Origin of the sequence: Planktothrix rubescens CCAP 1459/22 (genome assembly GCA_904830895.1) — a bacterium.
Taxonomy (GTDB): domain Bacteria; phylum Cyanobacteriota; class Cyanobacteriia; order Cyanobacteriales; family Microcoleaceae; genus Planktothrix; species Planktothrix agardhii.
Map to the genome: position 1 here is coordinate 4,212,137 of LR882958.1, position 21,705 is coordinate 4,233,841.

21 protein-coding genes are annotated in these 21,705 nt (G+C 37.9%); 10 read left to right on the forward strand and 11 right to left on the reverse strand.

Annotation, left to right across the window (positions count from 1 at the left end):
- Positions 1-20: 20 nt before the first annotated feature.
- Both NMG86_RS19345 and NMG86_RS19350 read right to left on the reverse strand, forming a co-directional pair.
- Positions 21-1,502 carry an RDD family protein gene (locus NMG86_RS19345; RefSeq protein WP_026785548.1) on the reverse strand — a complete coding sequence of 494 codons (1,482 nt, stop codon included), beginning with the start codon at positions 1,500-1,502 and terminating at the stop codon, positions 21-23.
- Positions 1,503-1,506: 4 nt separating this feature from the next.
- A complete protein-coding gene (locus NMG86_RS19350) occupies positions 1,507-2,925 on the reverse strand; it encodes a protein kinase domain-containing protein (protein ID WP_026785547.1) in 1,419 nt (472 codons plus the stop codon).
- A gap of 257 nt (positions 2,926-3,182) precedes the next feature.
- Between NMG86_RS19350 and NMG86_RS19355 the strand changes: the two genes are divergently transcribed.
- Complete coding sequence (locus tag NMG86_RS19355; RefSeq protein WP_081695661.1) at positions 3,183-4,706, forward strand: NB-ARC domain-containing protein; 1,524 nt, start codon at positions 3,183-3,185, stop codon at positions 4,704-4,706.
- A gap of 160 nt (positions 4,707-4,866) precedes the next feature.
- On the opposite strand, the gene NMG86_RS19360 is transcribed toward NMG86_RS19355, so the two are convergent.
- Positions 4,867-5,778 (reverse strand): IS5/IS1182 family transposase, encoded by a 912-nt coding sequence (locus tag NMG86_RS19360; protein ID WP_026788241.1) that lies wholly within the window; start codon positions 5,776-5,778, stop codon positions 4,867-4,869.
- Positions 5,779-6,043: 265 nt separating this feature from the next.
- Positions 6,044-6,133, reverse strand: a complete 90-nt coding sequence (gene petM, locus NMG86_RS19365) for a cytochrome b6-f complex subunit PetM (protein WP_071782609.1) — start codon at positions 6,131-6,133, stop codon at positions 6,044-6,046.
- A gap of 85 nt (positions 6,134-6,218) precedes the next feature.
- Between petM and NMG86_RS19370 the strand changes: the two genes are divergently transcribed.
- From NMG86_RS19370 to NMG86_RS19380, 3 genes are all read left to right on the forward strand, one after another.
- The gene (locus NMG86_RS19370) at positions 6,219-7,061 is read left to right on the forward strand and encodes an alpha/beta hydrolase (protein ID WP_052338538.1); all 843 of its coding nucleotides are present in this window, start codon (positions 6,219-6,221) and stop codon (positions 7,059-7,061) included.
- 12 nt (positions 7,062-7,073) lie between these two features.
- Entirely contained in the window at positions 7,074-7,385 is a 312-nt protein-coding gene (locus tag NMG86_RS19375; RefSeq protein ID WP_026785546.1) for a cupin domain-containing protein, read from the forward strand.
- Between the two features lie 117 nt (positions 7,386-7,502).
- A complete protein-coding gene (locus tag NMG86_RS19380; RefSeq protein WP_026785545.1) occupies positions 7,503-8,294 on the forward strand; it encodes a PHP domain-containing protein in 792 nt (263 codons plus the stop codon).
- A gap of 128 nt (positions 8,295-8,422) precedes the next feature.
- Here the strand turns inward: NMG86_RS19380 and NMG86_RS19385 are convergent, their stop codons facing one another.
- The 6 genes from NMG86_RS19385 to NMG86_RS19410 form a co-directional block, all read right to left on the reverse strand.
- On the reverse strand, positions 8,423-9,862 hold the full coding sequence (locus NMG86_RS19385) for a sensor histidine kinase (RefSeq protein WP_026785544.1): 1,440 nt from the start codon (positions 9,860-9,862) through the stop codon (positions 8,423-8,425).
- 465 nt (positions 9,863-10,327) lie between these two features.
- On the reverse strand, positions 10,328-11,431 hold the full coding sequence (locus tag NMG86_RS19390) for a GGDEF domain-containing protein (RefSeq protein ID WP_052338539.1): 1,104 nt from the start codon (positions 11,429-11,431) through the stop codon (positions 10,328-10,330).
- A gap of 246 nt (positions 11,432-11,677) precedes the next feature.
- Positions 11,678-12,712: a hypothetical protein gene (locus NMG86_RS19395; protein ID WP_026785543.1), complete on the reverse strand. Its 1,035-nt coding sequence runs from the start codon at positions 12,710-12,712 to the stop codon at positions 11,678-11,680.
- A gap of 304 nt (positions 12,713-13,016) precedes the next feature.
- Positions 13,017-13,364, reverse strand: a complete 348-nt coding sequence (locus NMG86_RS19400; protein ID WP_026785542.1) for a type II toxin-antitoxin system PemK/MazF family toxin — start codon at positions 13,362-13,364, stop codon at positions 13,017-13,019.
- On the reverse strand, positions 13,361-13,576 hold the full coding sequence (locus NMG86_RS19405) for a hypothetical protein (RefSeq protein ID WP_026785541.1): 216 nt from the start codon (positions 13,574-13,576) through the stop codon (positions 13,361-13,363). The genes NMG86_RS19400 and NMG86_RS19405 overlap by 4 nt, the downstream gene beginning before the upstream one ends.
- A 179-nt stretch (positions 13,577-13,755) precedes the next feature.
- On the reverse strand, positions 13,756-14,931 hold the full coding sequence (locus NMG86_RS19410) for an aminotransferase class V-fold PLP-dependent enzyme (RefSeq protein ID WP_026785540.1): 1,176 nt from the start codon (positions 14,929-14,931) through the stop codon (positions 13,756-13,758).
- Between the two features lie 119 nt (positions 14,932-15,050).
- On the opposite strand from NMG86_RS19410, the gene NMG86_RS19415 reads away from it, so the two are divergent.
- The 3 genes from NMG86_RS19415 to NMG86_RS19425 all read left to right on the forward strand — a co-directional run bounded on the left by NMG86_RS19415 (position 15,051) and on the right by NMG86_RS19425 (position 19,489).
- Complete coding sequence (locus tag NMG86_RS19415; RefSeq protein ID WP_026796297.1) at positions 15,051-16,598, forward strand: TM0106 family RecB-like putative nuclease; 1,548 nt, start codon at positions 15,051-15,053, stop codon at positions 16,596-16,598.
- Positions 16,599-16,679: 81 nt separating this feature from the next.
- Entirely contained in the window at positions 16,680-17,807 is a 1,128-nt protein-coding gene (locus NMG86_RS19420) for an esterase-like activity of phytase family protein (RefSeq protein WP_026796298.1), read from the forward strand.
- A gap of 698 nt (positions 17,808-18,505) precedes the next feature.
- Positions 18,506-19,489, forward strand: a complete 984-nt coding sequence (locus tag NMG86_RS19425; RefSeq protein ID WP_042153801.1) for a GNAT family N-acetyltransferase — start codon at positions 18,506-18,508, stop codon at positions 19,487-19,489.
- A 70-nt stretch (positions 19,490-19,559) separates the two neighbouring features.
- On the opposite strand, the gene hslO is transcribed toward NMG86_RS19425, so the two are convergent.
- Entirely contained in the window at positions 19,560-20,492 is a 933-nt protein-coding gene (gene hslO / locus NMG86_RS19430; protein WP_026795847.1) for an Hsp33 family molecular chaperone HslO, read from the reverse strand.
- A gap of 175 nt (positions 20,493-20,667) precedes the next feature.
- Here hslO and NMG86_RS19435 point away from each other — a divergent pair, with 175 nt between their 5' ends.
- The 3 genes from NMG86_RS19435 to NMG86_RS19445 all read left to right on the forward strand — a co-directional run bounded on the left by NMG86_RS19435 (position 20,668) and on the right by NMG86_RS19445 (position 21,673).
- The gene (locus NMG86_RS19435) at positions 20,668-20,934 is read left to right on the forward strand and encodes a hypothetical protein (protein ID WP_051319731.1); all 267 of its coding nucleotides are present in this window, start codon (positions 20,668-20,670) and stop codon (positions 20,932-20,934) included.
- A gap of 6 nt (positions 20,935-20,940) precedes the next feature.
- The gene (locus NMG86_RS19440; protein WP_026785535.1) at positions 20,941-21,198 is read left to right on the forward strand and encodes a type II toxin-antitoxin system RelE family toxin; all 258 of its coding nucleotides are present in this window, start codon (positions 20,941-20,943) and stop codon (positions 21,196-21,198) included.
- A gap of 79 nt (positions 21,199-21,277) precedes the next feature.
- Entirely contained in the window at positions 21,278-21,673 is a 396-nt protein-coding gene (locus NMG86_RS19445; RefSeq protein WP_026785534.1) for a hypothetical protein, read from the forward strand.
- The last annotated feature ends 32 nt before the right edge of the window (positions 21,674-21,705 follow it).

Genomic DNA, 21,705 nt, shown 5'->3' on the forward strand with positions numbered 1-21,705 from the left:
TCATCTGATCACATTTATTATTACTGTACCGGGGATTGTTGTTGATTCAATTCTTCCTGGGTGACACAACAATCAAGACTAACTTTAACTGATAGATTTTCTTCCCCACGATTAATATCAAAATTTAGAGGAAAGTACAACAATGAAGAAGTAATCCTAAGCTGAACATCAGAAGCACGAGCAACATTTGTTCCATCTATACTCTGAATAATATCTCCTTGTCGTAGGTCGGCTTTAGCTGCTGGTGAATCTTCGTTAACCTCAGTAATTATAACACCTGTATCTTGAGTAATGGAAAAAGGTAAACTCCCATTCTGATTAATTTCATCTCGAAGTTGAGACGAAAGTTCAGTCATTTTAATTCCTATGCGGGGATAACCCAAAAAAGTAGGGTTAACAGGAAATTCCATTACTGAGCCATCAGAATTCACTGAAATATTTCGGAATGTGACTGGGTTTTCTTTTTCGGGGCGTACAGCAATCAGAAAATTATCAGGTTGATAAGTCTCACTAGGTTTGTCAGTATCAATATCTGTAGGATCTTGACCCACTATTACTAACCCTTTATATGATTGCCGAAGTTTCATTGTTTGCCCAATGTTTTTAATTCCACCCTGACCATCGGGCAGACGAACTACCATAAATCCTGAATCTCCATTAATAGATAGAATAGCCTGATGCTGAGTCGCACCAACAGCAAACTCTAAGCCCCAAACGCCATTTGTTTGAGACTCAACCCCAGGTGGAGGTGAAATTAGTTCTCCCAGTCCAGTATTATTTTCTGTAGGTTCAGGAGTAGGCGTAGGTGCAGGTGTAGGTTCGGGTGTGGGTTCGGGTGTAGGTGCGGGTGTTGATGAATTTATAGTTTCTGGCTCTTTAACCAGATTTGAGTTTTTGGGAACCTGTGAAAAAATTCCTTTGGATATTAGAACTGCAATTGCCAATCCAGCTAGCGGTTTCCACGAAATTGAGCTAGACTGACCTCGACCATTAACAATGTAACATCTAGCTATAATATCATGAAGTGCTTGCTTTTCTGGTGTATATCCTACCATCAAGTAGCCAACAATAAAAACTAATAATCCTATAACAACAAGGGCTATAGATAGATAATAATAAGGAGAATCTGATGCTGCTGTACTGGGTGTCATAACAACCATCAAGGTAGCCGCTATCCAAAATACAAAACAAGCTGACTTAGCGAAATATCTTGCTGTAGCTTTGCCAAAGGAAATCTTATTTCCCTGAAGATTAGTAACAATAATACCCACAACTCTCTTTCCAAGAGTTCCCTGCATTGAAGAACTTTCGAGGAGAGCGAAATAAATCCAACCTATTATCTGCATCAAAATGAGATACATAGCTAGTTCGGTATTTGGCTGTTGCAATTTTGATGGTGAGCGACCAACAATTATAAAACCAATGAAACTCAAAATAATTCCATCTATTAATAAAGCAGCAAATCTTTTCTCAAATCCTGCATAGCCAGTTGTCCTAGTCATTTGATTATTTCCTAATTACTAAACAGTCAGATAATTGATCATGGAGAGTTCTTCTTTTCTGGGTAAATCCCCCCATTAAGAAACCCATAAATATAAGCAAGTATGAGATTAGTTTACTGCAATGTCTTTTTGTGCCTTGCTCAAAAGAAATCTGATTTCCACTTAAATCTGTAACAATAATTCCCACTGCCATCTTGCCAAGAGTTGCTTGCAGAAAAGAACTTTCCATGACTGGACAGTACAGAAATCCAAGTACGACATACCAAGTAATCCAACCCACTAAAGTAGTAGTGCCACCAAACATTACCGCATTAATCAGAAGACTGCCGAAAGCTAAAATAGAGACATCAAACAAATATGCAACCAGTCGGCGTCCGAAGTCTGCTGGTTGTAATATGGGTGGTGGTTGTTGGTATGGTGGTTGTTGGTATGGCGGTTGTGAGGGTGGTGGTTGTGGGGGTGGCGGTTGTTGGTATGGTGGTGGTTGGTATGGCGGTTGTGGGGGTGGCGGTTGTTGGTATGGTGGCGGTTGTTGTTGTTGGTATGGCGGTGGTGGTTGTTGTTGGTATGGCGGTGGTAAGAAAGGTTTGGTTTGTAGTAACTGATGAACAGCTTGCAGCGCTTCTGAAGCCGATTGATAGCGTTCTTGATATCTGAAACGTACCATTTTTTCTAAAATATTGGCAAAGTCATCGCTGACTTGTACTCTATTTCGCCAGACAATTTCCGAATTATTACGATTAGCAAGTTGCATCGGAGATAAACCTGTGATAGCTTCAATCCCAATCATTCCCACTGCATAAATGTCGCTACAGAATAAAGGTTGTCCTCCTAATTGTTCAACAGGCATATAACCGGGCTTACCAACGACAGAATTTATAACCACTTGCCCCTGTGTATTAAATACTTGGGTACTGATTTCTTTGACCGCTCCAAAGTCGATGATTACAATCTTTTTATCTGAATATCTGATCATCAAGTTCTCTGGCGTAATATCGCGGTGAATCACTCCTTTTTGATGAACAAACTCCAAAACTTCTAAAATGTCTCTCAAGAGGTAAGAGACATCATGTTCATGCAATTGTTTACCCGGATAGATGTCTTTACGAAGATTGTTACCCTTGACAAATTCTTGGACTAAGAAAAATTCTTGATTTTCTAGGAAGTAAGCTAAAAGCCTCGGAATTTGATCGTGTTGTCCTAATGTTTTCAGTGTTTTAGCTTCTTTTTCAAATGCCTCTTGCACCCACTTCCAAACAGACTGTTGCTGTTGTGGCTTGAGTCTTTTAACAACGCAGGGTTCATTGAAATAGTTGGCGTCTTCAGCTAAAAATGTTTCCCCAATACCACCCTCTCCCAGTTCGCCTGTGATGTGATAGCGTCCGTTCTGAAGTTTTGTTCCAACAAGACTTGCTCTGAACATAAAAGTTTTAGGACTTTTGCTAGGAAATGGCTTAACAAGCCCACAGTGCCAGCTTTGATATCAGCAGGACTGACGGACAAAGGCAGTCTGATCCTTTGATAATAATCCCGAATCCCTACACTGTCTCGGCTCAATGGCTCACCATTTGGCTCAATATAAAAGGCTCTTTTGACTCATTTAGATCATTTGGCTCATCTTTCGGCTCTCCAACCTGAGCTATAATTAAATTTGATCGCAATTGTGCTAAAGGACTAACAATGGCAGGTTTGCTCAGGGCGTCTGAAGAAGGGCTAAAAATCATTGACATGGTAAGGCGCAATCTCGGATGGAATAAAACTGAGGATACTTGGTGTCTCGCTGCTTTAGTTTCAACAGCTACTTTAAAGCGGTTTTGGGCGAGAATAGGAATTAGACGAGAGAACTTTATCAATATTTGCAAAGCAGTAGAAATAGAAAACTGGGAATACATAGCTGAAGGTTACAAAATTAAGAAAACAGAACCACTTTTAGCCGCCGCGATCGCAGATATCCCCCTAGACTCTGAAAACGATAAAAACTTACCCATCCCTGAAAATTTACCCCCCGTGAGAAATTGGGTAAATCGCACAAAAGAACTTGACATCTTAAAAGCTACTATTGTTAACTCAGATATCACAGCCATCTCAATTGTCGGCTTACCAGGTATCGGAAAAACCTCTCTCATTAGCCAACTAATTCGCCAATTACACACAGAAAATACCTGCTTTACCGCCGTCGTTTGGCAATCATTAGAATCGGCAACAGGCAAAGCACCCCCCTTTAATCGCATAATTGACTCCCTGCTATTTACCCTCTCCAACGGCGACATTACTGCTGAAAATGACTGTGGCAAAAAAACTGAAAATCTGCTCAAAATCCTCAGAGAAAAACCTTGCTTGCTCGTTTTCGATCGCGCTGACACACTTTTGAAAACCGGAGAGGCAAAAGCTGCTGGTTATTTCGCCGACAATTGTGCCGAATATGCTTGGTTATTCAAACAACTATTAGAAACAGAACATCAAAGCAAAATCCTATTCACCAGTCGCGAAAGTTTAGCGGAATTACCGCCAACTCTTACCCGTGAAATCCAGCTAAATGGACTCAATCAAGATGCAGCAATTAGCCTATTACAATCTTTTAATCTAACTGGGAATGAAGAAGAATTAGCCGAATTATCAGCACGCTATCAAGGATATCCTAAAGCCTTGCAATTGGTAGCCGTCTTGATTCGAGATCATGCTGAATTTCAAGGAAATGTAGGGAAATTTTTGCAGGATAGAGACTGGTTATTAATCCGAGATATTGAAAAGTTAATTGATGAAATGATAGCGCGTCTTAGTGAAATAGAGCAAACTTGTCTGGGCCGAATTTCTGTCTATCAAACTTCAGAATATCCCCTATCTTTTGCTGCAATTGCTACTCAAATGCCAGAAGTGAGTAAATATGAACTCAAAGAAAATATTATCCTGGCTCTCAAGCGTCGACAATTGCTATATTATGATTACCAACGCGAATCCTATCAATTGCATCCCCTAGTCCAAGAAAAAGGCGATCGCTTGTTAAATCAAAACCCTGAAAATGTTAGCATAGCCCATCATCAAGCCTATAATTATTATATCAGTATTCCGCTCAAACCTAAATCTGAATGGCAAAATATTGAGGATATTAAACCACTAATCAGAGCGCACTATCATGCGTCTCAGGCAGAAGATTTAGACGCAGCAAAGGCGATAATTGCTGAAGTGTGCGAGGTTATTGATTAGATATCTCCGAAAATCCCCAAATGCCATCTATCGCTAATTTTTGAACCTCTAGCACTCCTGTGCCGGGTTCTCCCAAAGTAACGGATTTATAGGCTTTTTCAGTTACATTAATAATAATTAATGAATTTTATCTCTGATATTCAATCATTTTTTACAAGAATTATGGGCAATTCTTAGATGATAATACAATCGCTCCTATTCGCCATCTTATTAGTCCACATACTGTCAAGATTACTGCTTCATAATTTTCCCTCTTTAACCGAAATCTTTCTGAAGCAACTCGATAAATTTTTATCAGTCTTATTAAATGTTCGACTACAATCCTTTGTTTGGCTTTTAACCGATTTTCTTCTCGATGTTCAAGCGATATTTCTTGATTTCTCGGTTTCTTATGTGGTGTATTAATTGCTGTTTCCCCTACATAAGCTTTATCCCCTCTGTATTTTTGATTGTTCCCCAATTCCTCGCTTCTTTCTCTCCACAATTTTAGATCGCTTGTTGCTCCGGTATAACCCACTACTACATCCACTATTTCTTTCCCATTTGGCATGACAATCACTTGATTTTTAAACGTATGTGTTTTTTTCTTTCCTGAGTAATATTTTTTCTGCTCTTCATTGTCTGTTGGTCTTTGCATGGGCTGTTCATAGCTATCTACTATTAACTCAAATTCCAGCAGAATTTTTTCTACCCACTCCCAATCACTCTCGTTTTTTTTTACTTGCTCAACTAAACTCGCTGGTAGTAATTCTCTGAAGATTTTTATCCAGTTATGGAAAATATCATTCGCTGTTGATTCACTCACTTCAAACTGTAACCCTAACATTTGAAATGTGGGCATCTGATGCAGATAAATTAGAGTTAGTAATATTTGTTCATCCACAGATAATTTCTGGCGACGACCCCCACCTGCTTTAATCAACCTGATTTTAGTTTTTTCTTGTTCCTGTCGTTTTTCTTGTTCTAATAACTCCGCAGCTTGAATGAGTTCTATCAACTGTTCATATTCCATCCCTAATAGCCTTTTTGCTTGCTGGGGATTCTTGTCCAGATACTCTCTTAAGTTACTCATCTCTTATTGGGGTAAAATCCAATTTTACCATCTTGCTATCCTTCCCAATTTATATTTTGGAGATGTCTATTGGGTGGGAGGTTTTATCAAGACATTTTCCACCCACCGAACAATGCTCACTATTCCAGTTAGACTGTTAACTGTTGCAGATTCAGAGGAAACAGAGGAAACAAACGTACAAGCCAAAGACCAAGAAAAATAAAGGAACATAAAAGTTTGATCCCTGCACCCCTGCTCCTGCCTCCAGTTCTCCCTATTCCCCGCCTTAGATTTTCAGTAACAGAAAGCCACCCCCCAAACCCAAAAGAATCAGAGAGAAGCACAGGAACGCGGTTGAGAAAATTTCGCCAGTCATGTATTACAACTCCATTTATGATAGTTAAGGTTTATTGTATCGGATTGTTGTCCCCTGATCACGGCCTCAAAGCCTAACTAAATTTATGTCCAATTTTGCTGACCTCGGACGTTTCTTATTTGAAGGAATCGAAGTTTTCCCCAATATTCCCTATCGTCAGATTAATGATATTGTGGTATATCTGGACATCTATAAACCTCGGAACCTAAAAAGAGTAAATAAAACTTTGGTTGCGGTTCATGGAGGCGGTTGGATATCGGGAAGCAAAGAGGAAGTCCTGCCCCAACTATTCCCGTTTTTGACTCAAGGATGGTCGATTGTTAATGTTGAGTATCGTTTAGGGAATGTGGCTTTAGCTCCGGCGGCAGTTGAAGATATTAGGTATGCTTTGCGTTGGGTCTTTTCCCATGGTTCTGAATATCAATTTGATCTAAATAAAATTGTAGTTATTGGCGGTTCATCTGGGGGACATTTAGCAACTTTATGCAGTATTTTACCCAATGCGGCTGGATTTGATTTATTGACAGAAACGGCTGATGATAAAAATCTACCTGAATTAAAAGTTGCAGCGATTATTAATCTATTTGGGATTATGGATGTTAATGATGTTTTATTTGGAGTTAACCGCCAAGATTATGCTCTAATGTGGTTTGGTCAACAACCTAATATTCAGGAATTAGCTACTAAAATTTCCCCGATTAATTATGTTCGCCCAGGGTTATCTCCAATTTTAACCATTCATGGTGATCAAGATGGGTTAGTTCCCCACCAACAAGCGGTTAAACTCCATCTAAAGCTAGATGAATTAGGTGTATCTAATCAATTATTAACTATACCAGGGGCAGGTCATGGGGGATTTTCTCCAGAACAAGCCCATTTACTCTATCAAACCATTCAGGATTTTTTACAAACCCATAAAATTTGGTAAAAGGATTTAACAATGACTCAAAATATCTTAAATTTAAAGGATAAAATTCAATATTCGGACGCTGGGATTTTCAGTTCAGTGCTTTGGAAAAATGAAATTTGCCAATATACCCTATTTTGTTTAGCAAAAGGAACAGATATTTCTGAACATACCTCTAGTCGAAATGCAACGGTTCAGGTATTAGAAGGAGCAGGAATTTTAACCTTAAATGGGGAAGATATTAGATTAGAACCAGGAATTTTTATTGTCATGGATGCTAATGCCCCCCATGCCTTAAAAGCAGAGTCTAATTTAGCATTTTTATTGACATTATCTACGCCATAATCTTAAAATTATGGTATAGCGGGAAGTAGGAAAAGAAACGTTCTGGCGGATTAATTCCAATTCGGGATTCTTAGGACTATACTTTAAGCAAGGAATCCCTTGGAGATTGATTAACCGATGTTAGAACTACACTGTCATACCACTTACTCCGATGGTCAACTGACTCCAACGGAACTGGTAAAGGTCGCCGCCGCCGCCGGAATTAAAGCATTAGCAATTACAGATCATGATACTTTATCCGGTTGGGAAGAAGCATTTCAGGCGGCGCAATTCTATGATATAGAAATTGTCCCAGGTGTGGAATTATCAACAGTTTATAACGAAAGATCATTACATATTTTAGGGTTTTATCCTGATAGAAATAAATTAGAAAATCCTCTTAAAGAACGTTTAAATGGACGCAAAAATAGAGCCAATGAAATCATAGCAAAACTGGCTGAACTTGGTTATCCAATTGAGTTAGAACCCATGGGGGAAGGAATGGCGGTGGCGCGTCCTCATATTGCCATGGCGATGTTAAAAGCGGGTTATGTTAAGTCTACTAAAGAAGCTTTTGATCGCTGGTTAGGAGAACATAAACCCGCATTTGTTCAGTATGACAGATTTTCGAGTATTGATGGGATTAAATTATTAAAATCCTGTGGTGCAATTCCCGTTTGGGCTCATCCTTATTTATATCAAGGGGGAAAGATTGAAACGGTTTTTCAAGAATTATTAGAAGCTGGATTAATGGGGTTAGAAGTTTATCATCCCCATCATAGTTTATCACAAATTCAACGGTTAGAAAAACTTTGTGAAGAACATAATCTATTAAAAACGGGAGGGAGTGATTATCATGGAATCGGAGAAATAAATCAGTTTAATTTACCTCTGAGTTTATTAGAGACCCTGAAACAATCAGTTAAGTAGTTGCACAAAATAAATTACCTAGTTGAGAGAGGGAACAGCCCCCCAAACCCCCCGTGCACGGGGGGCTAGGGGGGGAGGGAACAGGGTAGAGGATGTGTAATTAATTTTGTTTAGGTACTTATCAGTTTTTAAAGAATTGGGAGTAAAATCTCAAATTCCGTCCCCACCCCTAAATTAGAAATAAAGTTCAGTTGACCCCCATGTTTTTCGCTAATAATTTGGTAGCTAATAGCTAATCCTAATCCAGTTCCTTTTCCGGCGGGTTTAGTTGTAAAAAAAGTATCAAAAATTTGAGTTTGAATTTCTTGGGGAATGCCCATTCCATTATCCCGAATAGAAATTGATAGCCATTCTGATTCCACATCAATATCAAAAATATCTTGCTCAACTAAAGATAAGGATTTTTGGTCACTTGGTAAACAATATAATAACCGATTTCCTTGAGAAAATTGGGCTAACTGCGCCGGATATATTTGATCTTGAGATAGAATTTTAACCTGGGTATTAATCTCAATTTTTGGGAATTGTTGACCGTTTTCTTCCCTTTCTTCTAAGGCATCAATAGCATTAGAAATTAGGTTCATAAACACTTGACTCAGTTGCCCAGAATAACACTTGAGTAAAGGAATATCACCATAGTTTTTAACAACTTCAATTCCATGTTTTAGACGATTTTTTAAAATTAATAATGTTCCATCCAGACAATCATGGATATTAATTTCTCGCCGTTGACTACCATCCATGTGAGAAAAACTATGCAAACTATTAACCAGTTGACTCAGACGTTCTGAACTGACTAAAATACTTTTAACTGCTTCTCCTAAGTCTTGTTGTAAAAATTCAAAATCAATTTCAGCTTTAACATCATCAATTGCAGGACAAGGTTTTTCGATATTTTCTTCATAGGTTTGAATCAACTTGATTAAATCTTGATAATAATTTAAGAGACAGCTAGAATTTCCTAAAATACAACTGACAGGATTTCGGATTTCATGGGCAACTCCAGCGACCATTTTTCCTAAACTGGCTAATTTCTCAGTTTGAATTAATTGAGATTGAGTCTGTTGACGTAATAATTCAGTTGCTAATTGATGAATAGAAGATTGAGCAACTAATAACTGTTGAATATCGAGAAGTTGATGCTGGTTTTCTGTTAACTGAACGATAATTGGTTCATATAATAATTCAGGCGATCGCTTGACAACTCGATGGGCTGCTTCTACAATTAACGTATCTCCTGATAAAACCAATAATTGGCTTTGAGCAAACCTTTGTAATGAACGAATAGAACGTTGTAAAAACAATTCTCGTCCATAGGGACGACTTAAACATTCTAAAAATATTCGTCGAGAAATCATCCCACTAAACCGACCATTTTGAGTTAGCATCACCCCAGGAATCAGGGGATTTTCTTCTAACTTTTGAGTCAGAATTATCCCAGGTTGGTTGATATCAACTTGATCATCATACAAAGATAAATCTTTAAGGGTTGACTCTAAATTTAATTGATTAATGGATGAAAAAGGAAGCATTAAGGATGACGTTTTCATAGAGTAAGTATTGAGCATAATTATGCCAAAATAAATAGATTGTGAAGTTTAATTGACCGGATAGCTGTTAGTGCATCTAAATTACCTATTCAAAAACCGTCAAATCCTTGTAATTCATTCATAAGTACCTAAACAAAATTAATTACACATCATCTACCCTGTTCCCTCCCCCCCTAGCCCCCCGTGCACGGGGGGTTTGGGGGGGCTGTTCCCTCTCTCAACTAGGTAATTTATTTTGTGCAACTACTTATTAATAACTGGGGTAGTGTCTTTCAAGTGCTTAACAGCTTAAAGGATACCGTTTCACCCTGAAAAGTCTTGATTCTATTTTATTCTATAATTTATAATTTGAAGCAAAATTTTAAATTTAACCTATTATTAATCTGTTTACCTATTGTTAAACTTATTTGGGATAGATACTCCTATCAACCAAAATAAAGGCTGAAAAAAATAGAGAATAACTTCGTGATTTTAGCTGTTTTCCTAGGAATTTTTAAATAGAACTGGGGGATTTGTTACCCAAAGATAGGGATGTTTGAAACTCGAACAAACCACCCGATCTCGTCCTTGATTTTTTGCTTGATATAAGGCTTGATCCGCTAGAACAATTAAATCTCCGGGTGTTTTAATCGTTTTCATAGTTTCTGGATTTCCAAATTCTGCGGTAGCAATTCCTAAACTTAGGGTGATATAGGAACTGACCAAAGAACTTTTATGATCAATTTGAAGGGATTTGAGATTATCTCGAATTTTTTCAGCGATTTTAATCGCTTGTTCTTGATCAATTTTGGGTAAAATAACGACAAATTCTTCCCCACCATATCGAGCTACTAAACCCTGTTCTGATGTCAAAGTTTGAGCGATGACTTGAGCTACTTGTTTAAGACAATCATCTCCAGCTTGATGTCCGTAGGTATCATTATAGCCTTTGAAGTAATCGACATCAATAAAAATCAGAGACAGGGAAAATTTAGTAGATTTCAGTTCTGACCATTGTTGATCAAAATATTGGTCGAAAAAACGACGGTTAGGGACTTTAGTTAGTCCATCTAAGCTGGCTTGGATTTGTAATTCTTCATATAATTTGTGGAGAACTTGATTCGATAATTGATGAATTTTGGACTGAGCCAGTAACAGTTGGTACATATCAATTAGTCGATAAATCTGGGGGGAAAGTTCAACCACAATAGGTTCATAAACTGAATCGGGTAAGCGCTGTAAAGCCGTTTGAGTGGCTTCTAAAATTGGTGTAAAACCTGATAGGATTAAAATGTCTTTTTTTTTCCAGCGATATAATACTTTTAAAGGACGCTTTAGAAACAGTTCAATACTATAGGGACGGCTTAACCTTTCTAAAAATCGCTGTCGAGAAATCATCCCCAAAAAATTGTTATTTTCCGTTAAAATCACCCCGGGTAATAAAGGGTTAGAGTTGAAAAAATTAGCCACAACTTCTCCAATTTCCGAAGTATCTACCTGACAATCATATAAACATTGATCTTGCAGGGTTGATGATAGATTAGAATAGGAAATAGCAGTAGAACTCGGGAACAGGTTGTATAGCTCAAATCCGTTGCAACTTAGCATACAATTTTGATGATGTTTATAAAGAGATGATCCTGTAACAGATTCAGGTTTCCAGAATCTTACATCAGATCGGTTATCCTCTATAATAGCTAAGTTTTTGATTTAATATTTTACCCTGGTGGGGATAAATTATTACAGAACCCGCCTCTACGGTTTCAATATTTTGCCATTCCGTAGAGGCGGGTTTAGAAAGATTATTTGTAGATAATAAATTGTTGCAGTGTTGCGGAACCCACCCCTACGGTTTTAATCATTATCCGATAGAATTTGTAAGCGAATTCTGCCCTCGCTACCATCGCCTAATTGCACTTCAATAATTTGACCTGCTAACTGTTCTAAACAGCCTAAAAGCGATCGCAAATGGGGGGTACTTGCCCCCGTATCTACATATAATCTATCAGCTAAACTGCCAACTCGTTTCCAACTACTATGGAGTTTAACCATCGTTTGTTCGAGGACAGTGGCTTGTTTAACTAAATCAGAAGCCGTATTTAAACATCCCACCCGCAACGCTTCTTCTAACGCCATTTCCATATCTACAGAAGACTGATTTAAGGCTTGAACTTGACCCGCCGCATCCAAATATTTTGATAAATTTTTCGCTTCCGATGTTAACTGTTTAATCGTATCAACATCAGGATTTTCGATCATTTCCCGTTTTAATTCCGTAATATGTGCTTCGGGTAATTTTTCCATTTCCCGCACTAATGGCGCTAAATAACGAGGCGGCATAGCCCCCTCCGTGGCTTTTTCCCGAATGCTATCAGGAATTAAATCGGAACTCATCGCCGTCCATTCATCATTAAGTTGTCGAACTTCACGGCGAGTAATGCGATCGCCGTTACAAGCCGCATCACTAACCATTTGTTGCACTTCTGCGGGTGCTTTTGCCGTTTCTATAAACGCCCTTTTACTAAAATTATTAATTGCATCGGGGTTAAGATGACCTTGAAGTAATAGGGCATCAGCACTATTAGCTAATTCAATTAAAGCATAGGCTTGACTTTTGCTAATTTCCCGTTCTTTTAACCAATTTAAAAAGCCTGTACCCCGTCCTTCGCCGCCTTTTTTTTCTCGATCTCGGACAACTCTTAATATTCTGCCGCGCCAGATTTCGGTTTGCAAGTCGAAGCGATCGCAAACTTTCCAAGCGACATCAATTTGCTGTTCAAAATCCAATTCAGTAATTTCCGCTTCTGGATCAGGGAGTTCAAAATGCAGATCCTGAAATTCTGCTAAAACCTGGATCAGTTCATCGGGGATTTGGGGACTGTCGGCCATTGGACGCACGTTGGGTTGGGAGACTGCGGGATCATTATTGCACAATTCGGGAACCTCTGGAGTCATTCTGCGGGTGCTGTGTCCAGTTTGGATGAGCTATCATCGTTAATGATGTACAATTGTTTAATTCTTGTTCTAGCGATTTTAGGCGAGATTAACGATAGGTACTTGCCATTTCGAGCTATTATTTTTGTTAATCTTTTTTTAGAGTTTATGCCCAGAAGTAAAAAACGTTCTTCTTCTTGGGAGTGTTCCTCATCCCAAAAGAAACCCGGTTTCTTTGGTCATCCGTAAGACTAATATTCTATAACCCTAAACAATAACGAATTGCTGTCTCAATTTCTACCATTTTAGTTTCAGAAATTCGTCCCGATGGAGAATCAGGAAAACGAGTTTTATCTAAAGAACGGATTTGAAAACATAAAAAAACAGTCTCTATTGGCAATCCACTTTCTGAAGAAGAAACACGCACATTAGTGGGAAAATCACGGGTGATATTTTCACCCTTTGTGCCTACAATTACAGTAATAACTAAGGGTAGTTGGTTAATAGAATCAATTGATAAAATTAACACAGGTCTTTGTCCTGCTTGTTCTCGTCCCTGAACAGGATTAAGATTAACAAAATAAATCTCGCCTCTTCGAATGGTCATAAATCACTTAAACCATCCATTTCAGTAATTTTAAATTCCTGTTCTATTTGCTGAATCTCAGCTTGAATGAATGGATCGTTTGCCATTGCTTCTAGTTGTGTTGTTAAGTTAGAAACACTGATTTCTATTTCTTGATCTCCATAAGTGGCTTTTAATCTTTCTAAAAAGCTCTGATCGAGTTCACTAGCTTTTAAACGATAGGTAGTTACCATTTTGAGTTATTATTTTTGTTCAAGTTGATTTTTGGGCTGACTTTGGCTTCTATTATAACTTATCATCCGCAACTGAATCGCCCCAAAAGTCAGAAACCGGGTTTCTATCAATATCTAGTTTTCCCCAACAGTCTTTAAGCAGAAACCCGGTTTCTTTGATAGTGACGCACCCTGGAGGTTTAAGAAACAGCAATAAACTGGTTAATGGCGTCTATAAGTTGATCAATTTCTGAGGAGAGGGTAAAGTAATGAACACAAGCTCTAACGCAATTAGGATCGAGGAGAGTTCTCAGGAAAATGCCTTGATTTTCTAAAGTATTGACTAAGGATTTATGGGATTTTCCATTAGTGAGTTGAAAGGAAACTAAACCCGCTTCCGGGGGAGAGGTTTTTAAACATTGAATTTGAGGAATTTCTGATAATTTTTGCCATAAATATTGACTATTTTGACAAATTTGTTGATAACGTTCTATTGCCGTTCCCCATTGATGATGGAGAGCGATCGCATGGCGTAAAGCCGCATATAATGGATAGGCGGAAGTTGCCACTTCATAGCGTTTTCCATCCGGTGTCCAAGAGATAGGTTTTCCCTGTTCATCACCGATAATACTGCGCCATCCGATAAAGGTTGGGGATAATTCTGATCGAGATTGGGTACTAACATATAACCCCCCTAATCCATCTGGCCCACAAAACCATTTATGACCCGTAAAGGCATAAAAATCAACCCCGGTTTCTGTTAAGTTGAGGGGTAAAACTCCTACGGATTGAGCCGCATCTACTAATACTTTTGTGTTATAATTATTGTGGCAAAGATTAACAATTTCTGTCAAGGGCAATACTTGACCCGTATTCCATAAAATATGACTGATCACTAATAGACGAGTATGGGGTTTTAAATATTCAGAAATCATCCCTACGGGATCGCTTTGGTTTAAGGTTTCTCTTAAGGGAAAAAATGAAACTTCCAGATGAAAACGACGTTGAATTTCTTGAATAATTGCTAAAATTCCTGGGTGTTCACAATCGGAAATTAACAGATGATCTCCGGGTTGCCAATCAATTCCCCAGAGGGCAATATTACAGCCTACAGTAACATTTTCGGTGAAGGTGAGGGTTTCCGGTGAGATTCCTAATTCCGTAGCCAGTAAATGACGAGTTAATTGGGTTTCTTGGTTTTGCCATTGGTTGACTTTCCCCGAAAAAGGGCCATGGGATTGCATATATTTATACCCTTCAAAAATAGCATCCATGGATATTTGTGCTAATGGCCCTTGTCCGCCATAATTAAAATAGGCTTTATTGGTTAAAGCGGGAAACTGTTGGCGATGGGTTTTTAGGGAAGAAATTGTCATAATATTGAAGGTTAGTTATTTTTCGTTAAGTAGAGACGTTCCATGGAACGTCTCTACTCTAATTAGTTTAATCTGAATAGGATATCTGATGTACAATTAATCATTGACACTAAAGAATCATGTTAATCACCGATAAACAACTGTTACTTTATCAACGCTGTCAGAGGCGGGCATTTTTAGACCGTTATGGCGATATTTCTCAACAAGATCCTCCCAGTGATTTTTTACTGAAATTGATCCGCGATAGTTCGGCTTATCAGAAATATATTTTATCTCAATATCCCTATTCTAAACTGAGTTATTTTTTTGGAAATTGGGACTTAGGCGCGAAACAAACCATAGAGTTAATGCAGCAAGGAGTTGAGCGAATTTATCAAGGGATTTTGTTAAAAATAGAGGTAATTAATCAATCTGAAATTTTAGGGAATAGGGATAATTTATCAGAATCTAATCAAATAATTGAAATTAAATTACTTAGTAGTCCTGAATTATTAGTGAAACAACCTGGATTTTCTAAATTTGGTGATTGGGTTTATGTTTCTCAAGATATTAAATTAGGAAAACGTCCTAAACTTGATTATCAAATTATTTCTGCGTTTCATGCTTATTTATTAGCAGATATTCAAGGAATACAGCCGGAAACAAGTTGGTTGATTTTACGCGGTAAAGCGCCTTATTCAGTTGATTTAGAACAACGTCTTCCGAAAATGCACGATGTTTTAAATAATTATTTAAACATGGTTTTATCTCGTCAAGAACCGGAGGTTTTTATTGCTAGACAAAAATGTAATTTATGTCAATGGCATAGTTATTGTTTGGATGTGGCGCGATCGCAAAATCATATTTCTTTAATTCCAGGGGTGACTCCAACTCGTTATTTGCGGTTACAAGAAATTAATTTAACCACTGTTCAAACCTTAGCTAAAGCCACCCCAGAACAATTAGAAGTTTATCCCGAATTTGCTGAAGGAATTGCCTTACAAATTATTAAGCAAGCTGAGTCAAATTCAGATAATAAAGCCATTAAACGTTGGGAAGAATTTATCAGTTTTGAAAAACATTTTAATTCTAGCGAATGGATTAAAAATTTTCAAGACAATTATCAAAATAAATTAAAAAAATTTCCCGTTGAAATTTATTTTGATATTGAAGCCCAACCAGAATTAAACTTGGATTATCTTCATGGAATATTGGTCATCGATCACCGTTCAAATCAACAAAAATTTTATCCATTTTTAGCAGAAAATCAGACCCAAGAAGAATTAATTTGGAAACAGTTTTTAGAATTGGTTTGGATGTATCCTATCGCCCCTATTTTTCATTTTTGTGACTATGAACCTAAGACCATTAAAAGATTAGCTATGGTCTATCATACCCCTGATTATTTGTGGAAACCTGTATTAAACCGATTTATTGATCTTCATGCTAAAATGATAGAAACTGTGACCCTTCCGGTGGAAAGTTATGCCCTGAAACCCGTGGCGAAATGGCTGGGGTTTGAATGGCGTGATCCGACAGCTAATGGTGCTCAATCTGTTTGTTGGTACGAACAATGGTTAAAAACAGGCGATCGCAGTTTATTAGATGCCATTGTTCAATATAATGAGGATGACTGTCGGGCTACATTTCATATTAAAGAATGGTTAACGGAATTTCTTAATGATTAGATTTAGTTTTTTAGTTTGGTTTAGATATTGATTTTATAACCCTTAGATTATCTCGCAAAAATCAAAGTATAGGTCAATTAAATGCGAATTTTTTTATCAATTTTTGAGGTAATTTTAATCTTGACTTTATTTTTTATCTTCAGCACTTCTAGTGTGGCAATTTCAACGATTATTGACTTTATGGGACAAGCTAATTTACCCACAGGATTACTCTATAATAATACAGAAGTCGGCGGTTTATCAGGAATTACCTATAACCCTGAACAACAGGTTTACTACGCCATATCCGATGACTCCAGCAATAAAAATAAAGCTCGATTTTACACCCTGAATATTGATTTAAGTTCCGGTTCCCTCCCAGAAACAGAGGTAAGTGTAATTGGTGTGACTCAGTTATTAACAGAAACCGGAGAAACCTTTACTAAAGATAGTCTTGATCCTGAAGGAATTGCTTTTTCTGGAAATAGTGTCTTTATTGCTTCGGAAGGGAATTTTTATGGGAATATTCTAGATTTTATTAAGGAGTTTTCTTTGCAGGGTAAACTATTACGTTCTTTACCTATTCCTGAGAAATTTAGAGATAAAAATTGGAGTAAAAATCAAGGGGTTCGTTCTAATTTATCCTTAGAAAGTTTAACCATAACGCCCGATAAAAACTATTTGTTTACAGCTAGTGAAAATGCCTTAATTCAGGATGGAGAAATAGCGAATTTAGATCGGGGAACTCCTAGTCGAATTTTGCGATATAATTTACAAACCAATCAACCTGATCGAGAGTTTTTATATTTTACCGATCCCTTGGCTAATTCTTCTTTTATTGCAGAACAGTATGATAGACAGGGTTTAGTTGATTTATTGGCAATTGATCAGGAGCATTTAATTAGTTTAGAACGGTCTTTTTCCTTGGGTTTAGGATATACGATTAAATTATTTTTAGTTAATTTAGAACAAGCGGATAATATTCAAGAATTGGAGAGTATAAAACTAGCAAATTCAGAAATTGTACCCGCAGAAAAAACGTTATTACTCAATTTAAACAGTTTAAATATTTTGATCGATAATATTGAAGGATTAACTTGGGGTTCTCCCTTACCCGAAGGTGGGCGATCGCTAATTCTAATTAGTGATAATAACTTTATGAGTTTACAAACCACCCAGATTATCGCATTAAGAATTAATCCCAACGTAGTAAGCCCTTCAGGGCTTTGAGGCGTCAACGCCTCACTACAAGATTTGAGGCGTCAACGCCTCACTACAAGCTTTGAGGCGTAAACGCCTCACTACAAAAGCATAACCAAAGTTTAACCTGGGAAACCTTGACAACCGATTGGGGTAATAAGCTATGATTGAGATACAAATACCTGTACTCAGTCTCTCGCTCTCAAATGGAATCATCCAGCCTGTCTTTGTCGGGTCTCAGAGGAGAGCAAAATCAAACCTCATTGGGGGTGAAATTCTTCTTTACCTAGCGGGACAACACTTTTTTAGTCTAATTATCGCGACTTTTGTATCGGGTTTGGTGACTTTCCAAGGGCCAGTGGTCGAACTGGCAACACCCATTTAACCTGTATATAAAGTTGATTAAGAGAACAAAATTTAATTAATTTATTAACCCATTTTTATGAGTGTCTAACTCGATAAAACCTGACTATTACTGTGTTACCCACACAGGGCAGAGTTTTATCATCAGAATTAATTTTTAACCCTAGAACTATATCAATTGAAGTCGGTAAACCTCAATATTGAGATGTTTCCAGCGACACTTAGGTTTAGTTTAAAACTTTCCGTTATTAATATTAATGGAAAAGAATCAAAGGTTGTATTCCTACAACAACCTCAAGTTTTTGCTACAAATTTTTCAGTTCAAGATTAAGTCAAAATCCTCCGAATATTCGGAACAGTTGATTATGAATACCTTAATGATTAAATCCTACGAAGGTCAAAAAGATTGGTCGGCGATCGCTAATTTATTTAAAGCCTGTCAAACCGTTGATCATCTTAGCGAAGATGAAAGTTTAGCCGACTTAAAATTAGGTCTATCTTCTCCTAATGTTAATCCCCAACAAGATATCCGTCTGTGGACAGACACAGAGGATCAACTTTTAGGGTTAATTGGCATTGAACCCCTAGCCTCTAAACTGGTAATTGATGGATATTTTGGTCTATATATTCATCCGAGTATCCGATCTAGCAATTTAGGAAAAGAAATGTTGCGCTGGTGTGAAACTCGCCTGCGAGAAATCGGACAACAAAAACAACAAATGGTACAACTACGAACCTATACTTTAGAAAATCAAAGCCAACAAAATCAACTCCTGAAAAAACAAGGATTTAAAGTTGATCGTCAGTTTATTACCATGGCGAAATCCTTAGAATCTCCCTTATCTATTCCCCAACTTCCTTCGGATTTTAGGTTATCTCATATTCAAGGAAAACAAGATATTTCGGCTTGGGTAGATTTATTTAATGAGTCCTTTATTGACCATTGGGATCATCATGAATTAACCCTGGAACAAGCCCAATATTGGCACAATCAACCCAACTATCAACCGGAATTAGATTTAGTTACCATTGCCCCCAATGGCAACTTTGCAGCCTTCTGTAAATGTCAGTTAAATTCTGATCAAATCGGTTGGATCGAATGGTTAGGAACCCGACGAGGATTTCGGAAATTAGGCCTAGGAAAAGCTATGCTTTTTTCCGGTTTATCCCAACTCCAAAAAGCCGGAGCAACTACCGCAAAACTGAGCGTAGATGCCGATAGTTTGACCGGAGCAACTAAACTCTATGAATCCGTTGGTTTTCAACCCGTAGCCAATTGGTTATCCTGGGTTAAACCATTATCCCGTCAAAATCTCAGCCAACTTTTCCCCCAACAAGCCACGGCTTAAATCAGCTATAAAATAAGTAGTAGAGACGTTGCATGGAACGTCTCTACCGGAGAATGTGTAGGAAACATTTTTAAAATAAAATCGAATTTTTCCGCACTTCTTCCGGTTCTGGTTTTATGCGTAAATCTTCAATCAGTTGGTGGAGATGATCGGAATTAGCCTGATACATTTCCCCGCAAAATTCACATTTTGCTTCCGCACCGTTATCTTTTTCAATCATATCTTGAAGTTCTTCCGTCCCGAACATTTTTAAAGCCCCTAATACCCGTTCAAAAGAACAACTACAATCAAAGCGAACTAATTGAGATTCGGGTAAAATTACTAATCCTATATCTCCTAATAATTCTTGCAAAATATCCGGTAAGGTTTTATTGGCTCTCAATAAAGGAGTAAACCCAGATAAACTAGCAACCCGGGATTCTAATTTAGTAATTAATTCTTCATCCGTTGCGGCTTTTGGTAATACTTGTAATAATAAACCCCCCGCCGCTTGCACTCCTTGTTTATCAACAAATACCCCTAAGATTAAAGCCGAAGGTGTCTGTTCAGAATTAGCTAAATAGTTAGTAATATCATCACCAATTTCACCAGAAACTAATTCAACTGTGCTGGTATAGGGATAGCCATAACCCACATCTCGCACCACTCGCACATAACCATTCTGGCCCACAGCCCCACCGACATCCAATTTGCCCTGGGAATTGGGCGGTAATTCCACATCGGGGTTGCCCACATAACCCCGGACAGTCCCATTTAACCCCGCATCCACCAAAACCCCATCCAATGGCCCATCGCCGTTGATGCGGATATTGACTCTGGATGTGGCCCGTTTCATACTCGATACCAAGAGCAACCCGGCGGCCATGGTGCGTCCTAGGGCTGCGGTTGCCACATAGGAGAGTTTGTGTCGTTGTCTGGCTTCTTCCGTCAAACGGGTGGTAATCACGCCTACAGCCCGAATTCCGCCCTCTGCCGCCGTTGCCCGAATCAGTTGATCTGCCATGCTTACAATTTTTAACAATTTGTACCTGCTCCCATTTTAATTTTTTCTGGGATCAGGTGTTAGGGGTCAGTCAAAATTGATTTTGATTTGATATAATAAATGATAATAATTGCGTCAGTTGTGACCAGCAAAACCGTTAAATCTATAATTACAGATAATTTAGACCCAAATTATTATGAGTCAAAAAATTAGTAATTCCTTTCCCAGTTGTGATCCGTTAATTCTCAATGATGAAGTTTGGTTAGGGGTTCAGTCTGTTGCAGAAAGTTTAGAAGTTTCTGTTCCTGAACTTTTAGAAAAAATTAGTTCCCAGCAATTGATTGTGATTGAAGTGGAAAAATTGGAAGACTTGTTAGATACAATTGATGGATTAGAGGGACTATTATCAGCAGAAACAGAAGGAACCGTTTCTTGGGAAGATATTAAAGCCGGACTGGATTAAGTGTCGATGTACAGAATACAGTTTTCTAAAAAAGCCCAGCGTCAATTCAAGGCTTTGCCTCAACTTGTTCAAGAACAGCTTCAACCCAAAATTGACGCTTTATCAATTAATCCTAGACCTTTTGGGATAAAAGCCTTACAAGGAAGAAAAGGATTGTTACGTTTACGAGCAGGCGATTATAGAATCATTTATCAAATTGAAGATGACCTTCTCATTGTTCTAATTGTTGAAGTAGGTCATAGACGGGAAGTGTATAGAAACTAAAATTTTTGATCTAATTACCCAGATTTTTCATAACCAATGTTACAATAAAAAAACATACCGTTATTAAAGTAAAATTATTATGCTTGGTACGTTTCAACACAGTAGCCTCCGTATTGAAGTCAACGCCAAAGAAGCTGATATTCGAGATAGTTTATTACGTCCGAGTCAGTTGCAAAAATGGTTATGGCCCCAACAGTTTAACCCCGGACTTCCTGAACAATTCCAACCAGGATTAACCTTTACCACTTCCCTTGGCCCGGTGACAATTCAACATTATGTTGATGTCAGCCAACCTAATTGTTTAAGACTATTATTAAGTCAGGGAATTGATGGATTTCATGAGTGGTATTGGGGAGAAGGTTGGGTACAATCTCGTTTAGAAGGGATTTCTATATTACCTTTGAATTTAGGTCAAACTCTCAATTTAATTCGGTTACGCGAGTTTTTAGTTAATAAGAATAAGCCCCAAACTTAGTTGGAGTCCTTCAGTAATTAATCCAAAAGTAA